Source organism: Kitasatospora sp. NPDC058170, from assembly GCF_042883905.1.
Lineage (GTDB): Bacteria > Actinomycetota > Actinomycetes > Streptomycetales > Streptomycetaceae > Kitasatospora.
Map to the genome: position 1 here is coordinate 1 of NZ_JBHVUV010000053.1, position 16430 is coordinate 16430.

Below are 16430 nucleotides of genomic sequence, written 5' to 3' on the forward strand. Positions count from 1 at the left end.
CGGACCGGAAACGGTCCGGCGGCCGCCGTTCGTTCAGGCGGGTGGCGTATGTTGGGCCCCTACTCACCGGTAACCCCCGCAGTGAAGGGCAGGCCACCCCCATGACCACGGCGACCCGCAGCGAGTTCGACCAGGGCATCGCACTCACCCCGCACCCGGACGAGCCCGGCCGCTACGACGGCGACCTGGGCACCGGCTGGCAGATCGGCGGCGGGGTGAACGGCGGACTGCTGCTCGCGATGGCCGGCCACGCGCTCTCCCTGGAGCACGGCGACCACCCCGACCCGGTCTCGATCAGCGGCTACTACCTCTCGGCCTCCCGCCCCGGCCCGGCCACCGTCCGCACCGAGGTGCTGCGCACCGGCCGCGGGCTGTCCACCGGCACCGCCTCGCTCAGTCAGGACGGCGTGGAGCGGCTGCGGGTGGTCGCCAGCCACGGCGACCTCGCCACCGCCGACGGCGAGGTGCGCACCAGCGCGACCCCGCCGCAGCTGCCGCCGCCGGACCAGTGCATCGGCATGGAGCACGCCCCCCGCCAGCTGATCGAGCAGGCCGCCCTGCTGGAGCGCTTCGACCTCAGACTCGACCCGGCCACCGTCGGCTGGGCGCTCGGGCAGCCGTCCGGAAACGGGCGGATCCAGGGCTGGTTCAAGCTCGCCGACGGCCGCGACCCCGACCCGCTGCTGCTCCTGCTGGTCGCCGACGCGCTGCCGCCCGTGACCTTCGACCTCGGGATGCCCGGCTGGGCGCCCACCATCGAGCTGACCGTCCACCTGCGGGCCAGGCCGGTGCCCGGCTGGCTGCGCGTGACGCACGCCACCCGCAACCTGGCCGGCGGCTACTTCGAGGAGGACGCCGAGGTCTGGGACGAGTCCGGGCGCCTGGTCGCGCAGTCCCGCCAGCTGGCCCGGGTGCCGCGCCAGGCCTGACCCGGGGGGCGTGCGGGGCCCGACCCGGGGACGGCGTGGGGCCCGACCCGGGGCCTGGTGGGACCGGGCCCGCGCGACCGACACGCGCGGCTCACCGTCGGTTACATTCCTGTGACACGCCGTACGTGTGCGCCACGCGGGGCTGGGGAGGACAACGGTCAGCGGCACCCCTGCCGCCGACCGCCATCCGCCCCCAGGAGCCCTCGATGAGCCGCAACGGCCGCGCCCGCCGCACCACCGACTGCACCGCCGCCGCAGGCCCCCGCCCCCGGGCGCGGTCGCTGCACGAGCGGCGCCGGGCCGACCGCGGTGAGCAGGCCTTCGTCATCGGCATCCTGACCAGCGAGGCCGACTTCGAGCACGCCCGGGCCTGGCAGCTGTCCGACGCCCCCGACTACGACCGGTACCTGCAGGACACCGCCGAGCTGCTCACCGAGGCGCGGCGGCGCTTCCGCACGGTCCGGGCCCGGATGTTCCACCCGCAGGACTTCGCGGAGTTCTGCCTGCTGCACGGGGTCGATCCGGCCGAGCCGGCCGCCCGCGACCGCTACCTGGTCAACCCCCCGCTGCAGACCCAGCTGCTCGCCTACCAGGGCGAGGAGCTGACCGGGGACTTCCTCCCGCGGCTGACCCGGGCCCGGGAGAACGGGCTGACGCTGCGCCACGCCGACCTGCTGCTCGACGGCGGCCTCTACGCGGAGGGCCCGGGCGCGGGCGCCGCGGCGGACGGCACGGGGTCGGGCGGCGCGGAGGGCGCGGACGCGGGCAGCGGCCCGGTGCAGGCGCGGTCGGTCCGGGAGGCCTACCAGCGTGGCGCCGAGATCTTCCGCCGGATGCTGGTCGGGGCCGGCTGCGGGGTCTACGAGCTGCGCCTGGCGGTGGACGCGCCGGGCGGGCGGCTGTCCGCCACCGCGCGGGTGCTGCAGTGGGAGGACGGCGTCGTCCGGATCAACGACGAGGACCTGGAGCTGCTCTGCGCGGTGCTCTGCGCCGGTCTGGCCCGGGAGCTGCCCGGGGTGGCGGTGCTGCACGGCTCGCAGGGCTCCGCGGCGGCCTGCGGGGAGTACCGGCCGACCGCGTGGGCCTGGGCGAGCGGCGGTCAGGACTGGGCGCCGACCGCGGCCGCGGTGCGGCTGGACGGGGTGCCGGCGGAGCCGGGCTTCAGCCTCGGCACGGTCTGCTGAGCCCCGCGGTGGAGAAGCGCGACGGCGCGGCCCCGGCGGAAAGCCGGGGACCGCGCCGTGACGTTTCTGCATGCCCTGCAAGGACCGCCTTCGGATATCCGTTGAAGCGTTCCCGCTGGTGGCGCCGGTGGGGCGAGCCGTCAGCTCGCCTCCTCCTCGCGCACCGCACGGCGCGCGTCGGGGTTCAGCACGCCCCAGGAGATCAGCTGCTCGGTCAGGATCGACGGCGACTGGTCGTAGATCACGGCCAGCGTGCGGAGGTCGTCCTGGCGGATCGAGAGCACCTTGCCGTTGTAGTCGCCGCGCTGGCTCTGGATGGTCGCCGCGTAGCGCTGCAGCGGGCCGGCCTTCTCGGAGGGGACCTGGGTCAGTCTCTCCAGGTCCAGCACCAGGCGCGGCGGCGGCTCGGCAGCACCGCCGGGCGTGCCGCCGGGCAGCAGCTCCTGCACCGGGACGCCGTAGAACTCCGCCAGCTCGGCCAGCCGCTGCACGGTGACCGCACGGTCGCCGCGCTCGTACGAGCCGACGACGACTGCCTTCCAGCGCCCCTGGGACTTCTCCTCGACACCATGCAGGGAGAGCCCCTGCTGAGTGCGGATCGCTCGGAGCTTGCCTCCGAGTTGCTTCGCGTAGTCGCTGGACATTGATCTCCCCGGACGAGATTGCTTCGCGTTCAGTGGTGGGTCACGGGCGATTGCCGACGTCGTTACCGGTGGGTTCGACGCCAGTCTCGTAACTCACTGTGAGGTTACGTAGAGTGAGGTAGTTGCGTCAAGCCGAATGGGGCAGTCGTGCGAATGGCCCGCATCGGGGGCGCGTCGCAGGCGTTAACCCGGTGAAGCGGAATGGTGGAGGTCCATTTGCCGTCGGCCGCGCTGGTAGCATGGCCGGAGCCCGCGCCGCGTCGGCGGGGGCGATCCCAGACATCCTTTAAGGCCCGTCCAGTGAGGCGGGGAAGGAGGTCCGCTTCGGCATGACCACACACCACGAATCGACGCCGCGGCCGCCGCACCAGGTGCTGGACGGTACGGACATCACCCGGGTGATCACCCGGATAGCGCACGAGATCGTCGAGCGCGCCAAGGGCGCGGAGGACGTCGTGCTGCTCGGCATCCACACCAGGGGCGTCCACCTGGCCCGCCGCCTGCACGCCAGGCTGGCCCAGATCACCGGCACCGAGATCCCGCTCGGCACCCTGGACATCACCATGTACCGGGACGACCTGCGGCTGAAGCCGGCGCGCGCCCTGGAGCACACCGAGATCCCGTCCGGCGGCATCGACGGCAAGCTCGTCATCCTCGTCGACGACGTGCTGTTCTCCGGTCGCACCATCCGCGCCGCGCTCGACGCGCTCAACGACATCGGCCGCCCGCGCGCCGTCCAGCTCGCCGTCCTGGTCGACCGCGGCCACCGCGAGCTGCCGATCCGCGCCGACTACGTGGGCAAGAACCTCCCCACCTCGCTGCGCGAGGCCGTGCAGGTCCGCCTCGCCGACACCGACGGCGTGGACGCCGTCCTGGTCGGCGACCGCGACTACACCGCCCGCTCCTCGCAGGCCCTGGCCTCCCAGTCGTCCGAACCGCACCTCCCGGAGTAACCCGCGTGAAGCGCCACCTCGTCTCCGCCGCCGATCTCACCCGCGACGACGCGCTGCTGATCCTGGACACCGCCGAGGAGCTCGCCCAGCTCTCCGGACGGGCCGTCAAGAAGCTGCCCACGCTCCGTGGCCGCACCGTCGTCAACCTCTTCTTCGAGGACTCCACCCGCACCAAGACCTCCTTCGAGGTCGCCGAGAAGCGGCTCTCCGCCGACGTCATCAACTTCTCCGCCAAGGGCTCCTCCGTCTCCAAGGGCGAAAGCCTCAAGGACACCGCGCTCACCCTGCAGGCCATGGGCGCCGACGCGGTCGTCATCCGGCACCACGCCTCCGGCGCGCCGGCCCGCCTCGCCCAGTCCGACTGGCTGCACGGCAGCGTCATCAACGCCGGTGACGGCACCCACGAGCACCCCACCCAGGCGCTGCTCGACGCCTTCACCATGCGCCGCCACCTCAACCCGGGGGCCGGCCACGACCTCGCGGGCCGCCGGGTGACGATCGTCGGCGACGTCCTGCACAGCCGGGTCGCCCGCTCCAACGTGCACCTGCTCACCACGCTCGGCGCCCAGGTCACCTTCGTCGCCCCGCCGACGCTCGTCCCGATCGGCATCGAGAACTGGCCCTGCGAGGTCAGCTACGACCTGGAGCGCGTGCTCCCCAAGACGGACGCGCTGATGATGCTGCGGGTGCAGCGCGAGCGGATGAACGCCGCGTTCTTCCCGACCGAGCGCGAGTACAGCCGCCGCTACGGCCTGGACGGCCCGCGGATGGCGCAGCTGCCCGAGCACGCCATCGTGATGCACCCCGGCCCGATGGTCCGCGGGATGGAGATCACCGCCGAGGTCGCCGACTCACCGCGCTGCACGGTGGTCGAGCAGGTCGCCAACGGCGTCTCCGTCCGGATGGCCGTCCTGTACCTGCTGCTCGGCGGAGCCACCCTCGCCGACGCCCCCCGCACCGACTCCAGCGAGACCGCCCAGTGAACGAGCGAAGCGAGCGAACCGACACCATGGTCACCTACCTGATCCGCAACGCCCAGATCCTCGGCGGCGACCCGCAGGACCTCCACCTCGCCGACGGCGTCATCACGGCGATCGGCACCGGCCTCGACGTCGAGGCGGACATCGACATCGACGCCACCGGCCTGATCGTCCTGCCCGGCCTGGTCGACCTGCACACCCACCTGCGCGAGCCCGGCCGCGAGGACGCCGAGACGGTGTTCACCGGCACCCAGGCCGCCGCCAAGGGCGGCTTCACGGCCGTCCACGCGATGGCCAACACCTTCCCCGTGGCCGACACCGCCGGCGTGGTCGAGCAGGTCTGGCGGCTCGGCCAGGAGTCCGGCTACTGCGACGTGCAGCCGGTCGGCGCCGTCACCGTCGGCCTGGAGGGCAAGAAGCTCGCCGAGCTGGGCGCCATGCACGAGTCCGCCGCCGGCGTGCGGGTCTTCTCCGACGACGGCAAGTGCGTCGACGACGCGGTCATCATGCGCCGCGCGCTGGAGTACGTGAAGGCCTTCGACGGCGTCGTCGCCCAGCACGCCCAGGAGCCGCGGCTCACCGAGGGCGCCCAGATGAACGAGGGCCAGGTCTCCGGCGAGCTCGGGCTCGGCGGCTGGCCGGCCGTCGCCGAGGAGGCGATCATCGCCCGCGACGTGCTGCTCGCCGCGCACGTCGGCTCGCGCCTGCACATCTGCCACGTCTCCACGGCGGGCTCGGTGGAGATCGTCCGCTGGGCCAAGGCCAAGGGCTGGGACGTCACCGCCGAGGTCACCCCGCACCACCTGCTGCTCACCGACGAGCTGGTCCGCTCCTACGACCCGGTGTACAAGGTCAACCCGCCGCTGCGCACCGCCGAGGACGTCCAGGCGCTGCGCAAGGCGCTCGCCGACGGCACCATCGACGCCGTCGCGACCGACCACGCGCCGCACCCGGCCGAGGACAAGGACTGCGAGTGGGCCGTCGCCGCGATGGGCATGGTCGGCCTGGAGACCGCGCTGTCGGTCGTCCAGCAGACCATGGTCGACACCGGCCTGCTGAACTGGGAGGGCGTCGCCGACCGGATGTCGCACCGCCCGGCCCGGATCGGCCGGCTGGCCGGCCACGGACGGCCCATCTCGGTCGGTGAGCCTGCCAACCTGGTGCTGTTCGATCCCGCGTACCGTGGTGCCGTGAACCCCGACAGCTTCGCCACCCGCAGCCGCAACACCCCCTACCGGGGCCTCGACCTGCCCGGACGGGTGCACGCCACCTTCCTGCGCGGCACCGCCACCGTGCTGGCCGGCGAGCTGGCCGAGCAGGGCGGGCTCGCATGAGTCCCGTCCTCCTCGCCCAGGAGCAGGCCAGGGTCGCCAACTGGCCCGGGTACATCGGCTGGGCGGTCGGCCTGATGCTGGTGATCGGCCTGGTCTACTGGCTGATGCGGCAGGGCTGGAACTGGCGGCGCACCCTGCAGTCCGGCATGCCGGCGCTGCCCGCCGTGCCGGCCGGCGCCGGCCGGACCATCCTGGAGACCAGCGGCCGGTACCACGGCAGCACCACCGCCGGGAACTGGCTGGACCGGGTCGTCGCGCACGGCCTGGGCACCCGCAGCCGCGCCGACCTGACCCTCGGCGAGGACGGCCTGCTGGTCCGGCGCCCCGGTGACGTCGACTTCTGGATCCCCGCCGGACACCTGACCGGTGCCCGGACGGACTCCGGGATCGCCGGCAAGGTCGTCCCGGCCGGGCTGCTCGTCGTCACCTGGACGCTCCCCCAGCCTCCGGCCGGGGGGACCGACACGAGCACCGAGCTGGACTCCGGGTTCCGGTTCGACCACCCCGACGAGCACGCCGCCTGGGTCGAGGCGATCGCTCAACTCGCAACACGTACGACGACGAAGACGGAAGAGGCCGCTCGATGACCGCACCTGCCCCCACCACGCAGCGCCAACGGCGGGAGCGCACGCCCTTGAGCCGGCCCGCCGCCGTGCTCGTCCTGGAGGACGGTCGGGCCTTCCACGGCCAGGCCTACGGCGCGATCGGCGAGACCTTCGGCGAGGCGGTCTTCAACACCGGCATGTCCGGCTACCAGGAGACCCTCACCGACCCGTCGTACCACCGCCAGGTGGTCGTGATGACCGCCCCGCAGATCGGCAACACCGGCTGGAACGACGAGGACGACGAGTCCAAGCAGATCTGGGTCGCCGGGTACGTCGTGCGCGACCCCGCCCGGGTCGCCTCCAACTGGCGCTCGCGCCGCTCGCTGGACGAGGAGCTGGTCGCCCAGGGCGTCGTCGGCATCAGCGGCATCGACACCCGGGCCCTCACCCGGCACCTGCGCGAGCGCGGCGCCATGCGCTGCGGCATCTTCTCCGGCGAGGCGCTGGCCGACCAGGCCGCACTGCTCGCCAAGGTGCAGCAGGCGCCCGAGATGAAGGGCGCCGACCTGTGCGCCGAGGTCGCCACCACCGCGCCCTACGTGGTGCCCGCCGTCGGTGAGAAGAGGTTCACCGTCGCGGCGCTGGACCTCGGCATCAAGGCGATGACCCCGCAGCGGATGGCCGAGCGCGGCATCGAGGTGCACGTGCTGCCCGCCAACTCGACGATCGAGGAGGTGTACGCGGTCGCCCCCGACGGCGTCTTCTTCTCCAACGGCCCGGGCGACCCGGCCACCGCCGACCACCAGGTCGCCGTGGCGCAGGGCGTGCTGGAGCGCAGGACCCCGTTCTTCGGGATCTGCTTCGGCAACCAGATCCTCGGCCGCGCGCTGGGCTTCGGCACCTACAAGCTCAAGTACGGCCACCGCGGCATCAACCAGCCGGTGCAGGACCGCACCACCGGCAAGGTCGAGGTCACCGCGCACAACCACGGCTTCGCCGTGAACGCACCGCTCGACAAGGTCAGCGACACGCCCTACGGCCGCGTCGAGGTCTCCCACGTCTGCCTCAACGACGACGTGGTCGAGGGCCTCCAGGCGCTCGACGTGCCCGCCTTCAGCGTGCAGTACCACCCCGAAGCGGCAGCCGGCCCGCACGACGCGGCCTACCTCTTCGACCGTTTCGTGAAGCTCATGGAGGGCCAGCGTGCCTAAGCGCACCGACATCAAGTCCGTCCTGGTCATCGGCTCTGGCCCGATCGTGATCGGCCAGGCCGCCGAGTTCGACTACTCCGGCACGCAGGCCTGCCGGGTGCTCAAGGCCGAGGGCCTGCGGGTCATCCTGGTCAACTCCAACCCGGCCACGATCATGACCGACCCGGAGATCGCCGACGCCACCTACGTCGAGCCGATCACCCCGGAGTTCGTCGAGAAGATCATCGCCAAGGAGCGCCCGGACGCGCTGCTGCCCACCCTCGGCGGCCAGACCGCGCTCAACACCGCGATCTCGCTGGACGCCAACGGCGTGCTCGCCAAGTACAACGTCGAGCTGATCGGCGCCAAGGTCGACTCGATCCACAAGGGCGAGGACCGCGAGCTCTTCAAGGGCGTCGTCGAGGCCGTCAACGCCAAGATCGGGCACGGCGAGTCCGCCCGCTCGGTCATCTGCCACACCATGGACGAGGTGCTGGCCGGGGTCGACACCCTGGGCGGCTACCCGGTCGTCGTCCGGCCCTCCTTCACCATGGGCGGCGCCGGCTCCGGGTTCGCCCACAACGAGGAGGACCTGCGCCGCATCGCCGGCCAGGGCCTGACCCTCTCGCCGACCACCGAGGTGCTCCTGGAGGAGTCCATCCTCGGCTGGAAGGAGTACGAGCTGGAGCTGATGCGCGACAAGAACGACAACGTCGTGGTCGTCTGCTCCATCGAGAACTTCGACCCGATGGGCGTGCACACCGGTGACTCGATCACCGTCGCCCCGGCGATGACGCTCACCGACCGCGAGTACCAGATCCTGCGCGACATCGGCATCGCCGTCATCCGCGAGGTCGGCGTCGACACCGGCGGCTGCAACATCCAGTTCGCGGTCGACCCCGTGGACGGCCGGGTCATCGTGATCGAGATGAACCCGCGCGTCTCGCGCTCCTCGGCGCTCGCCTCCAAGGCCACCGGCTTCCCGATCGCCAAGATCGCGGCCAAGCTCGCGGTGGGCTACACCCTGGACGAGATCCCCAACGACATCACCGAGAAGACGCCGGCCTCGTTCGAGCCGACCCTCGACTACGTCGTGGTGAAGGTCCCGCGGTTCGCGTTCGAGAAGTTCCCGAGCGCCGACGCCACGCTGACCACCACCATGAAGTCGGTCGGCGAGGCCATGGCCATGGGCCGCAACTTCCCCGAGGCGCTGAACAAGGCGCTGCGCTCGCTGGAGAAGAAGGGCTCCCAGTTCACCTGGGTCGGCCCGGTCGGCGACAAGGCCGCGCTGCTGGAGAAGGCCGTCGTCCCCACCGACGGCCGGATCAACACCGTCATGGAGGCCATCCGGGCCGGCGCCACCCCGGAGGAGGTGTTCGAGTACACCCGGATCGACCCGTGGTTCGTCGACCAGCTCTTCCTGCTGGACGAGATCGCCGGCGAGCTGGCCGAGGCCGCCGAGCTCACCCCCGAGCTGCTGCGCCACGCCAAGCGGCACGGCTTCTCCGACCAGCAGGTCGGCGAGATCCGCGGCCTGCGCGCCGACGTGGTCCGCGAGGTCCGGCACGCCCTCGGCATCCGCCCGGTGTTCAAGACCGTCGACACCTGCGCCGCCGAGTTCGCCGCCAAGACCCCGTACTTCTACTCGTCCTACGACGAGGAGAGCGAGGTCGCCCCGCGCACCAAGCCCGCCGTGATCATCCTCGGCTCCGGTCCGAACCGCATCGGCCAGGGCATCGAGTTCGACTACTCCTGCGTCCACGCCTCCTTCGCGCTGGCCGACGCCGGGTACGAGACCGTGATGGTCAACTGCAACCCGGAGACCGTCTCCACCGACTACGACACCTCCGACCGGCTCTACTTCGAGCCGCTCACCCTGGAGGACGTCCTGGAGATCGTCCACGCCGAGCGCCAGGCCGGACCGCTGGCGGGCGTCATCGTCCAGCTCGGTGGCCAGACCCCGCTCGGCCTGGCCCAGGCGCTCAAGGACAACGGCGTGCCGATCGTCGGCACCCAGCCCGAGGCGATCGACCTCGCCGAGGAGCGCGGCGCCTTCGGCCGCGTGCTGCGCGACGCCGGCCTGCCGGCCCCCAAGCACGGCACCGCCTTCTCCTTCGAGGAGGCCAAGGCGATCGCCGACGAGATCGGCTACCCCGTGCTGGCCCGCCCGTCCTACGTGCTCGGCGGCCGCGGCATGGAGATCGTCTACGACGAGGCCTCGCTCGCCTCCTACCTGGAGCGGCACGCCGGCCTGATCTCCGAGCACCCGGTGCTGATCGACCGCTTCCTCGACGACGCGGTGGAGATCGACGTCGACGCGATCTACGACGGCACCGAGCTCTACCTCGGCGGCGTCATGGAGCACATCGAGGAGGCCGGCATCCACTCCGGCGACTCCGCCTGCGCCCTGCCCCCGATCACCCTCGGCGGCTACGACATCAAGCGGCTGCGCGCCTCGACCGAGGCGATCGCCCGCGGCGTCGGCGTCCGCGGCCTGATCAACATCCAGTTCGCGCTCTCCGGCGACATCCTCTACGTGCTGGAGGCCAACCCGCGCGCCTCCCGCACCGTGCCGTTCACCTCCAAGGCGACGGCCGTGCCGCTGGCCAAGGCCGCCGCCCGGGTCTCGCTCGGTGCCACCATCGCCGAGCTGCGCGCCGAGGGCCTGCTCCCGGCCGAGGGCGACGGCGGCACCCTGCCCGCCGACTGCCCGATCTCCGTCAAGGAGGCCGTGATGCCGTGGAGCCGCTTCCGCGACATCTACGGCCGCGGCGTGGACACCGTGCTCGGCCCGGAGATGCGCTCCACCGGCGAGGTCATGGGCATCGACAAGGTCTTCGGCACGGCGTACGCCAAGTCGCAGGCCGGTGCCTACGGCGCGCTGCCGACCAAGGGCAAGGTCTTCGTCTCCGTCGCCAACCGCGACAAGCGCAACCTGGTCTTCCCGGCCCGCGCCCTGGTCAGCCTCGGCTTCGAGGTGCTCGCCACCTCCGGCACCGCCGAGGTGCTCCAGCGCGGCGGCATCCCCGCCACCGTGGTGCGCAAGCACAGCGAGGGCGAGGGTCCCAACGGCGAGAAGACCATCGTCCAGCTGATCCACGACGGTGAGGTCGACCTCATCATCAACACGCCGTACGGCACCGGCGGCCGCCTCGACGGCTACGAGATCCGCACCGCCGCCGTCGCCCGCGCCGTGCCCTGCCTGACCACCGTCCAGGCCATGGGCGCCGCCGTCCAGGGCATCGACGCGCTGCTGCGCGACGAGGTCGGGGTCATGTCGCTCCAGGAGCACGCCGAGCTGATCAACGCCGGCCGCGCCAAGTAGCACCACCCGAGTGGGGGGCACCGAACCGCCGGGTGCCCCCCACTTCCATGCCCCCGCCCGTCGCCGCCCCCATCCTTCTTCCGACGGACTTCGCCCGCTCCTTCGTTGGGACTCGCCGTGTACAAACTCCTGTTCGATCTCGTCTTCAAGAAGATGGACCCCGAGAAGGCCCACCACCTCGCCTTCTTCTGGATCCGGCTGGCCTCCTCGGTGCCCGGCCTGCGCTCCCTGGCCCGCCTGGTCCTCGCCCCGCGCGACCGCGCGCTGCGCACCACCGCCCTCGGCCTGGACCTGCCCGGCCCGTTCGGCCTGGCCGCCGGCTTCGACAAGAACGGCGTCGGCATCGACGGCCTGTCGATGCTCGGCTTCGACTACGTCGAGATCGGCACCATCACCGGCGAGGCCCAGCCCGGCAACCCCGAACCGCGGCTGTTCCGCCTGGTCGAGGACCGCGCGCTGATCAACCGGATGGGCTTCAACAACCAGGGCTCGGCCCGGGTCGCCGCCCGGCTCGCGGCCCGCCCGCACACCAGCTCCACCCCCGTGGTGGGCATCAACATCGGCAAGACCAAGGTGGTCGAGGAGGCCGACGCGATCGCGGACTACGTGAAGTCCACCGAGCGCCTCGCCAAGTACGCCGACTACCTGGTCGTCAACGTCAGCTCGCCCAACACCCCCGGGCTGCGCAACCTCCAGGCCGTCTCGCACCTCGGCCCGCTGCTGGCCGCCGTCCGCGAGGCCGCCGACCGCTCCACCGCGCACCACGTGCCGCTGCTGGTCAAGATCGCCCCCGACCTGGCCGACGAGGACGTCGACGCCGTCGCCGACCTCGCCCTGGAGCTGGGCCTGGACGGCATCATCGCCACCAACACCACGATCGGCCGCGAGGGCCTGCGCGAGAGCGCCGCCCGGATCGAGGAGATCGGCATGGGCGGCCTCTCCGGCGCCCCGCTCAAGGCCCGCGCGCTGGAGGTGCTGCAGCGCCTGCGCGCCCGCACCGGGGGCCGGCTGACGCTGGTCTCGGTCGGCGGCGTCGAGACCGCCGAGGACGCCTGGCAGCGGATCATCCACGGGGCCGACCTGGTCCAGGGCTACAGCGCCTTCGTCTACGAGGGCCCGTTCTGGTGCCGCCGCATCCACAAGGGCCTCTCCGCCAAGGTCCGGGCCGGCGGCTTCCGCGACCTGGCGGCCGCCGTGGGCAGCGCCAAGGCCTCCTGAACCCCCTGTGCGAGCGTGTCGTCGCTCACGACCGCTCCACCGCCCACGACTGCTCCGCCGCTCGCGGCCGCTCCGCCGCCCACGACTACTCCGCCGACCGTCCCGGAAAGGACGTCATGACCCTCGCCCCCTTCGGTGCCCGTCTGCGCCACGCCCTCGACACCCGCGGCCAGCTGTGCGTCGGCATCGACCCGCACGCCTCCCTGCTCGCCGCCTGGGGACTGGAGGACTCCGTGGCGGGCCTGGAGACCTTCAGCCGCACCGTGGTCGAGGCGCTGGCCGACCGGGTGGCCGTGCTCAAGCCGCAGGCCGCCTTCTTCGAGCGCTTCGGCAGCCGGGGCGTCGCCGTCCTGGAGAAGTCCGTCGAGGAGGCCCGCGCGGCCGGCGCCCTCGTCCTGATGGACGCCAAGCGCGGCGACATCGGCTCCACCATGGCCGCCTACGCCGAGGCCTTCCTCTCCCCGGCCAGCCCGCTGTTCTCGGACGCCGTGACCGTCAGCCCCTACCTGGGCTTCGGCTCGCTGCGCCCGGCGCTCGACCTGGCGGCGGCCAACGGCGCGGGCGTCTTCGCGCTGGCGCTCACCTCCAACCCGGAGGGCGCCGAGGTGCAGCGCGCCCGTGGCGCGGACGGCGAGTCGGTGGCCGCCTCGGTGCTGCGGCAGCTGGCCGCCGAGAACGCCGGCGCCGAGCCGCTCGGCTCCTTCGGCGCGGTGGTCGGCGCGACCCTCGCGGACGCGGGTGCGGACCTGGCGATCAACGGCCCGCTGCTGGCCCCCGGGATCGGCGCCCAGGGCGCGACCATGGCGGACCTGCCCCGGGTGTTCGGCGCCTCGGTGCGCAACGTGGTGCCGAGCGTCAGCCGGGACGTGCTCAGGCACGGACCGTCGCTGCCGGCCCTGCGGGAGGCCGCGCAGCGCTTCGTCGACGAGTACGCGGACGCCGTGAAGTGACCCCGTGACCCTGCGCAGTGGCGCGGCGGGGTGGCGCGGTCCCTGACGGCTTGACGTGAGCGCCGTCACATCGCCCCTTCGAAAGGACCCGAATCAGGGTCGTTTTGCCCGGTAAAGTCCTGGTCGGCCTTGGCTGACCAGGACTTTTCGTGTTCTTTTCCTGACGTGGCGCCGCAATCCGGGTAGTGTCCGGCGATAGGTCGTCGAAGAGCCGCGATTCCCGTTGCTCTCGCAGGTCAGAGCCATTGGGTTCCCCTGCGGCCGGCGCCCTGGGAACCAAACCAGTCATAGCTCAATCCCTTCCTTCCACACCCTGAGGTGAACGGCGTGGCTCTTCCGCCCCTTACCCCTGAACAGCGCACAGCCGCGCTCGCCAAGGCCGCCGAGGCTCGCCGGGAGCGCGCCGAGGTCAAGAACCGGCTCAAGCACTCCGGCGCCTCCCTGCACGAGGTGATCAAGGCCGGCAAGGCCGACAACGACGTGATCGGCAAGATGAAGGTCTCGGCACTGCTGGAGTCCCTGCCGGGCGTCGGCAAGGTCCGTGCCAAGCAGATCATGGAGCGCCTCGGCATCAGTGAGAGCCGCCGGGTCCGCGGCCTCGGTACGAACCAGATCGCCTCCCTGGAGCGGGAGTTCGGCGGCGGTGCCGCCTGACCGTGCCCCGTGGTCCCGGGATCGTCCGCGATCCGGGATAATCGGTGCATGAGTGAGCGTCCGCGGCTGACCGTGCTCTCCGGCCCTTCGGGCGTCGGCAAGAGCACGGTCGTCGCTCATATGAGGAAGCAGCACCCCGAGGTCTGGCTCTCGGTGTCGGCGACGACCCGCCACCCGAGGCCCGGCGAGCAGAACGGGGTCCAGTACCACTTCGTCGACAACGACGAGTTCGACAAGCTGATCGCCAACGGTGAACTGCTGGAGTGGGCCGTGTTCGCGGGAAACCGCTACGGCACGCCCCGCTCGGCGGTGCTGGAGAAGCTGGAGCGCGGCGAGCCCGTCCTGCTGGAGATCGACCTGCAGGGCGCGCGTCAGGTGCGCGAGTCGATGCCCGAGGCGCAGCTGGTGTTCCTGGCTCCGCCGAGCTGGGACGAGCTGGTCCGCCGGCTCACCGGCCGGGGCACCGAGGCGCAGGACGTGATCGAAAAGCGTCTGGAGGCCGCCACGGTCGAGCTCGCCGCCGAAACGGAGTTCGACACGACCCTTGTCAACACCTCCGTCGAACAGGTAGCGGCCGAACTGCTAGCCTTGCTCGGTGTAGCCTGACCTGTCTGTCTTTTCCACCCTTTCGGAAGGTTTTCGCGTGTCCTCTTCTATGACCGCGCCCGAGGGCATCATCAACCCGCCGATCGACGAGCTGCTTGAGGCCACCGACTCCAAGTACAGCCTCGTGATCTACGCCGCCAAGCGCGCGCGTCAGATCAACGCGTACTACTCGCAGCTGGGTGAGGGCCTGCTGGAGTACGTCGGTCCGCTGGTCGACACCCACGTGCACGAGAAGCCGCTGTCGATCGCGCTGCGCGAGATCAACGCGGGCATGCTGACCGCCGAGGCGATCGAGGGGGCCTGAGCCAGTTCCGGTGGACCCGGGCCGGCTCCGGTGGGCGTTCGAGGCCTTGACGGGCCTCGGTGAACCCCGGCCGACCTCGGTTGACCTCAGTGGACCGAGGCTTCGGTAGAGCTTTTTTCGGTAGAGCTTCGAAGGGCCCGGCGGAATCGTTTCCGCCGGGCCCTTCGGCATGCCCGGAGGCTGTGCGGTCCACCACAGTGCGGGCGATCACCGCGGGGTCGTAGGGTGAGCCGAGTTCCATGAGCCGGAGGAAAGCGGAGGAAAGCGGGAAAATGAGCGCGACTTCGGACCGGACGGACGCCCCGCGCGTCGTCCTCGGCGTCAGCGGCGGCATCGCCGCCTACAAGGCCTGCGAGCTGCTGCGCCGGTTCACCGAGTCCGGCCACCAGGTCACCGTGGTGCCGACGGCCGCCGCACTGCACTTCGTCGGCGAGGCCACCTGGGCCGCGCTCTCCGGCCGCCCGGCCGCCACCGAGACCTGGGACCGCGTCCACGAGGTGCCGCACGTGCGGATCGGCCAGCAGGCCGACCTGGTCGTGGTCGCGCCCGCCACCGCGGACCTGATGGCCAAGGCCGCCCACGGGCTGGCCGACGACCTGCTCACCAACACCCTGCTCACCGCACGCTGCCCGGTCGTCCTGGCGCCCGCGATGCACACCGAGATGTGGGAGCACCCGGCGACCCGGGAGAACGTCGCCACGCTGCGGCGGCGCGGCACCATCGTGCTGGAGCCGGCCGTCGGGCGGCTGACCGGCGTCGACACCGGCAAGGGCCGGCTGCCCGACCCGGGCGCGATCTTCGACGCCTGCCGGGCGGTGCTGCGCCGGGGCGGGGCCGGCGACGACCTGGCGGGCCGGCACGTGGTGGTCTCGGCCGGCGGCACCCGTGAGCCGCTGGACCCGGTGCGCTTCCTCGGCAACCGCTCCTCCGGCAAGCAGGGCTACGCGCTGGCCGTCACGGCCGCCGCCCGGGGGGCCAGGGTGACGCTGGTCTCGGCCAACGCGGAGCTGCCCGACCCGGCCGGGGTCGACGTGGTGCACGTCTCGACGGCGCTGCAGCTGCGCGAGGCCGCGCTGAAGGCGGCGGCGGACGCGGACGCGGTGGTGATGGCGGCGGCGGTGGCCGACTTCCGGCCCGCCGAGTACGCCACCGGCAAGATCAAGAAGGTCGAGGGGGTCGAGCCGGCGCCGGTCGCACTGGTCCGCAACCCGGACGTGCTGGCCGAGCTCTCCGCCCGTCGTCCCCGTTCGGGCCAACTGGTCGTGGGTTTCGCGGCGGAGACCGACGACGTGCTCGCCAACGGCCGAGCCAAGCTCGCCCGCAAGGGTTGCGACCTGCTGGTCGTCAACGAGGTCGGCAACGGCAAGGCCTTCGGTACGGACGTCAACGAGGCCGTGGTTCTGGGCTCGGACGGCAGTGAGACACCCGTTCCGGTGGGTCCCAAGGAAGCCCTTGCCGATGTGGTCTGGGATTTGATCGGGAAGCGTCTCCCGCCGATCACCGGGTGATCGGAATCGAGTGATTCTCGAGTCTCTCTTTATGGAAGCGGGTGACGGTTGCCGGTAGGTGCCCGTTAGAATCCAGGAATCAAGTCTTTCCGGATGTCCCCGGTTC

15 protein-coding genes are annotated in these 16430 nt (G+C 71.9%); 14 read left to right on the forward strand and 1 reads right to left on the reverse strand.

The window, feature by feature from the left end; all coding sequences use genetic code 11:
• The first annotated feature begins 101 nt into the window (after positions 1 to 101).
• Positions 102 to 929 carry a thioesterase family protein gene (locus tag ACFVVX_RS36005; protein WP_387952124.1) on the forward strand — a complete coding sequence of 276 codons (828 nt, stop codon included), beginning with the start codon at positions 102 to 104 and terminating at the stop codon, positions 927 to 929.
• A 206-nt stretch (positions 930 to 1135) separates the two neighbouring features.
• Positions 1136 to 2113 (forward strand): hypothetical protein, encoded by a 978-nt coding sequence (locus ACFVVX_RS36010; protein WP_387952126.1) that lies wholly within the window; start codon positions 1136 to 1138, stop codon positions 2111 to 2113.
• Between the two features lie 140 nt (positions 2114 to 2253).
• Here the strand turns inward: ACFVVX_RS36010 and ACFVVX_RS36015 are convergent, their stop codons facing one another.
• Complete coding sequence (locus tag ACFVVX_RS36015; protein WP_031072501.1) at positions 2254 to 2757, reverse strand: transcriptional regulator; 504 nt, start codon at positions 2755 to 2757, stop codon at positions 2254 to 2256.
• A gap of 329 nt (positions 2758 to 3086) precedes the next feature.
• On the opposite strand from ACFVVX_RS36015, the gene pyrR reads away from it, so the two are divergent.
• The 12 genes from pyrR (at position 3087) to coaBC (ending at position 16324) form a co-directional block, all read left to right on the forward strand.
• On the forward strand, positions 3087 to 3710 hold the full coding sequence (gene pyrR, locus ACFVVX_RS36020) for a bifunctional pyr operon transcriptional regulator/uracil phosphoribosyltransferase PyrR (RefSeq protein WP_387952128.1): 624 nt from the start codon (positions 3087 to 3089) through the stop codon (positions 3708 to 3710).
• 5 nt (positions 3711 to 3715) lie between these two features.
• Complete coding sequence (locus ACFVVX_RS36025) at positions 3716 to 4693, forward strand: aspartate carbamoyltransferase catalytic subunit (RefSeq protein WP_387952129.1); 978 nt, start codon at positions 3716 to 3718, stop codon at positions 4691 to 4693.
• 26 nt (positions 4694 to 4719) lie between these two features.
• On the forward strand, positions 4720 to 6024 hold the full coding sequence (locus ACFVVX_RS36030; protein ID WP_387952163.1) for a dihydroorotase: 1305 nt from the start codon (positions 4720 to 4722) through the stop codon (positions 6022 to 6024).
• A complete protein-coding gene (locus tag ACFVVX_RS36035; protein WP_387952130.1) occupies positions 6021 to 6611 on the forward strand; it encodes a hypothetical protein in 591 nt (196 codons plus the stop codon). The genes ACFVVX_RS36030 and ACFVVX_RS36035 overlap by 4 nt, the downstream gene beginning before the upstream one ends.
• Complete coding sequence (gene carA / locus ACFVVX_RS36040; RefSeq protein ID WP_387952132.1) at positions 6608 to 7780, forward strand: glutamine-hydrolyzing carbamoyl-phosphate synthase small subunit; 1173 nt, start codon at positions 6608 to 6610, stop codon at positions 7778 to 7780. The genes ACFVVX_RS36035 and carA overlap by 4 nt, the downstream gene beginning before the upstream one ends.
• A complete protein-coding gene (gene carB, locus ACFVVX_RS36045; protein ID WP_387952134.1) occupies positions 7773 to 11084 on the forward strand; it encodes a carbamoyl-phosphate synthase large subunit in 3312 nt (1103 codons plus the stop codon). The genes carA and carB overlap by 8 nt, the downstream gene beginning before the upstream one ends.
• A 117-nt stretch (positions 11085 to 11201) precedes the next feature.
• Positions 11202 to 12302: a quinone-dependent dihydroorotate dehydrogenase gene (locus tag ACFVVX_RS36050; RefSeq protein ID WP_387952136.1), complete on the forward strand. Its 1101-nt coding sequence runs from the start codon at positions 11202 to 11204 to the stop codon at positions 12300 to 12302.
• A 116-nt stretch (positions 12303 to 12418) separates the two neighbouring features.
• Entirely contained in the window at positions 12419 to 13252 is an 834-nt protein-coding gene (gene pyrF, locus ACFVVX_RS36055; RefSeq protein WP_387952138.1) for an orotidine-5'-phosphate decarboxylase, read from the forward strand.
• A 327-nt stretch (positions 13253 to 13579) separates the two neighbouring features.
• The gene (mihF, locus tag ACFVVX_RS36060) at positions 13580 to 13906 is read left to right on the forward strand and encodes an integration host factor, actinobacterial type (RefSeq protein WP_030056187.1); all 327 of its coding nucleotides are present in this window, start codon (positions 13580 to 13582) and stop codon (positions 13904 to 13906) included.
• Positions 13907 to 13954: 48 nt separating this feature from the next.
• The gene (gmk, locus tag ACFVVX_RS36065) at positions 13955 to 14512 is read left to right on the forward strand and encodes a guanylate kinase (RefSeq protein ID WP_387952140.1); all 558 of its coding nucleotides are present in this window, start codon (positions 13955 to 13957) and stop codon (positions 14510 to 14512) included.
• Between the two features lie 37 nt (positions 14513 to 14549).
• On the forward strand, positions 14550 to 14816 hold the full coding sequence (gene rpoZ, locus ACFVVX_RS36070) for a DNA-directed RNA polymerase subunit omega (RefSeq protein WP_387952142.1): 267 nt from the start codon (positions 14550 to 14552) through the stop codon (positions 14814 to 14816).
• A 272-nt stretch (positions 14817 to 15088) separates the two neighbouring features.
• Positions 15089 to 16324: a bifunctional phosphopantothenoylcysteine decarboxylase/phosphopantothenate--cysteine ligase CoaBC gene (gene coaBC, locus ACFVVX_RS36075; RefSeq protein ID WP_387952144.1), complete on the forward strand. Its 1236-nt coding sequence runs from the start codon at positions 15089 to 15091 to the stop codon at positions 16322 to 16324.
• Positions 16325 to 16430 lie beyond the last annotated feature (106 nt).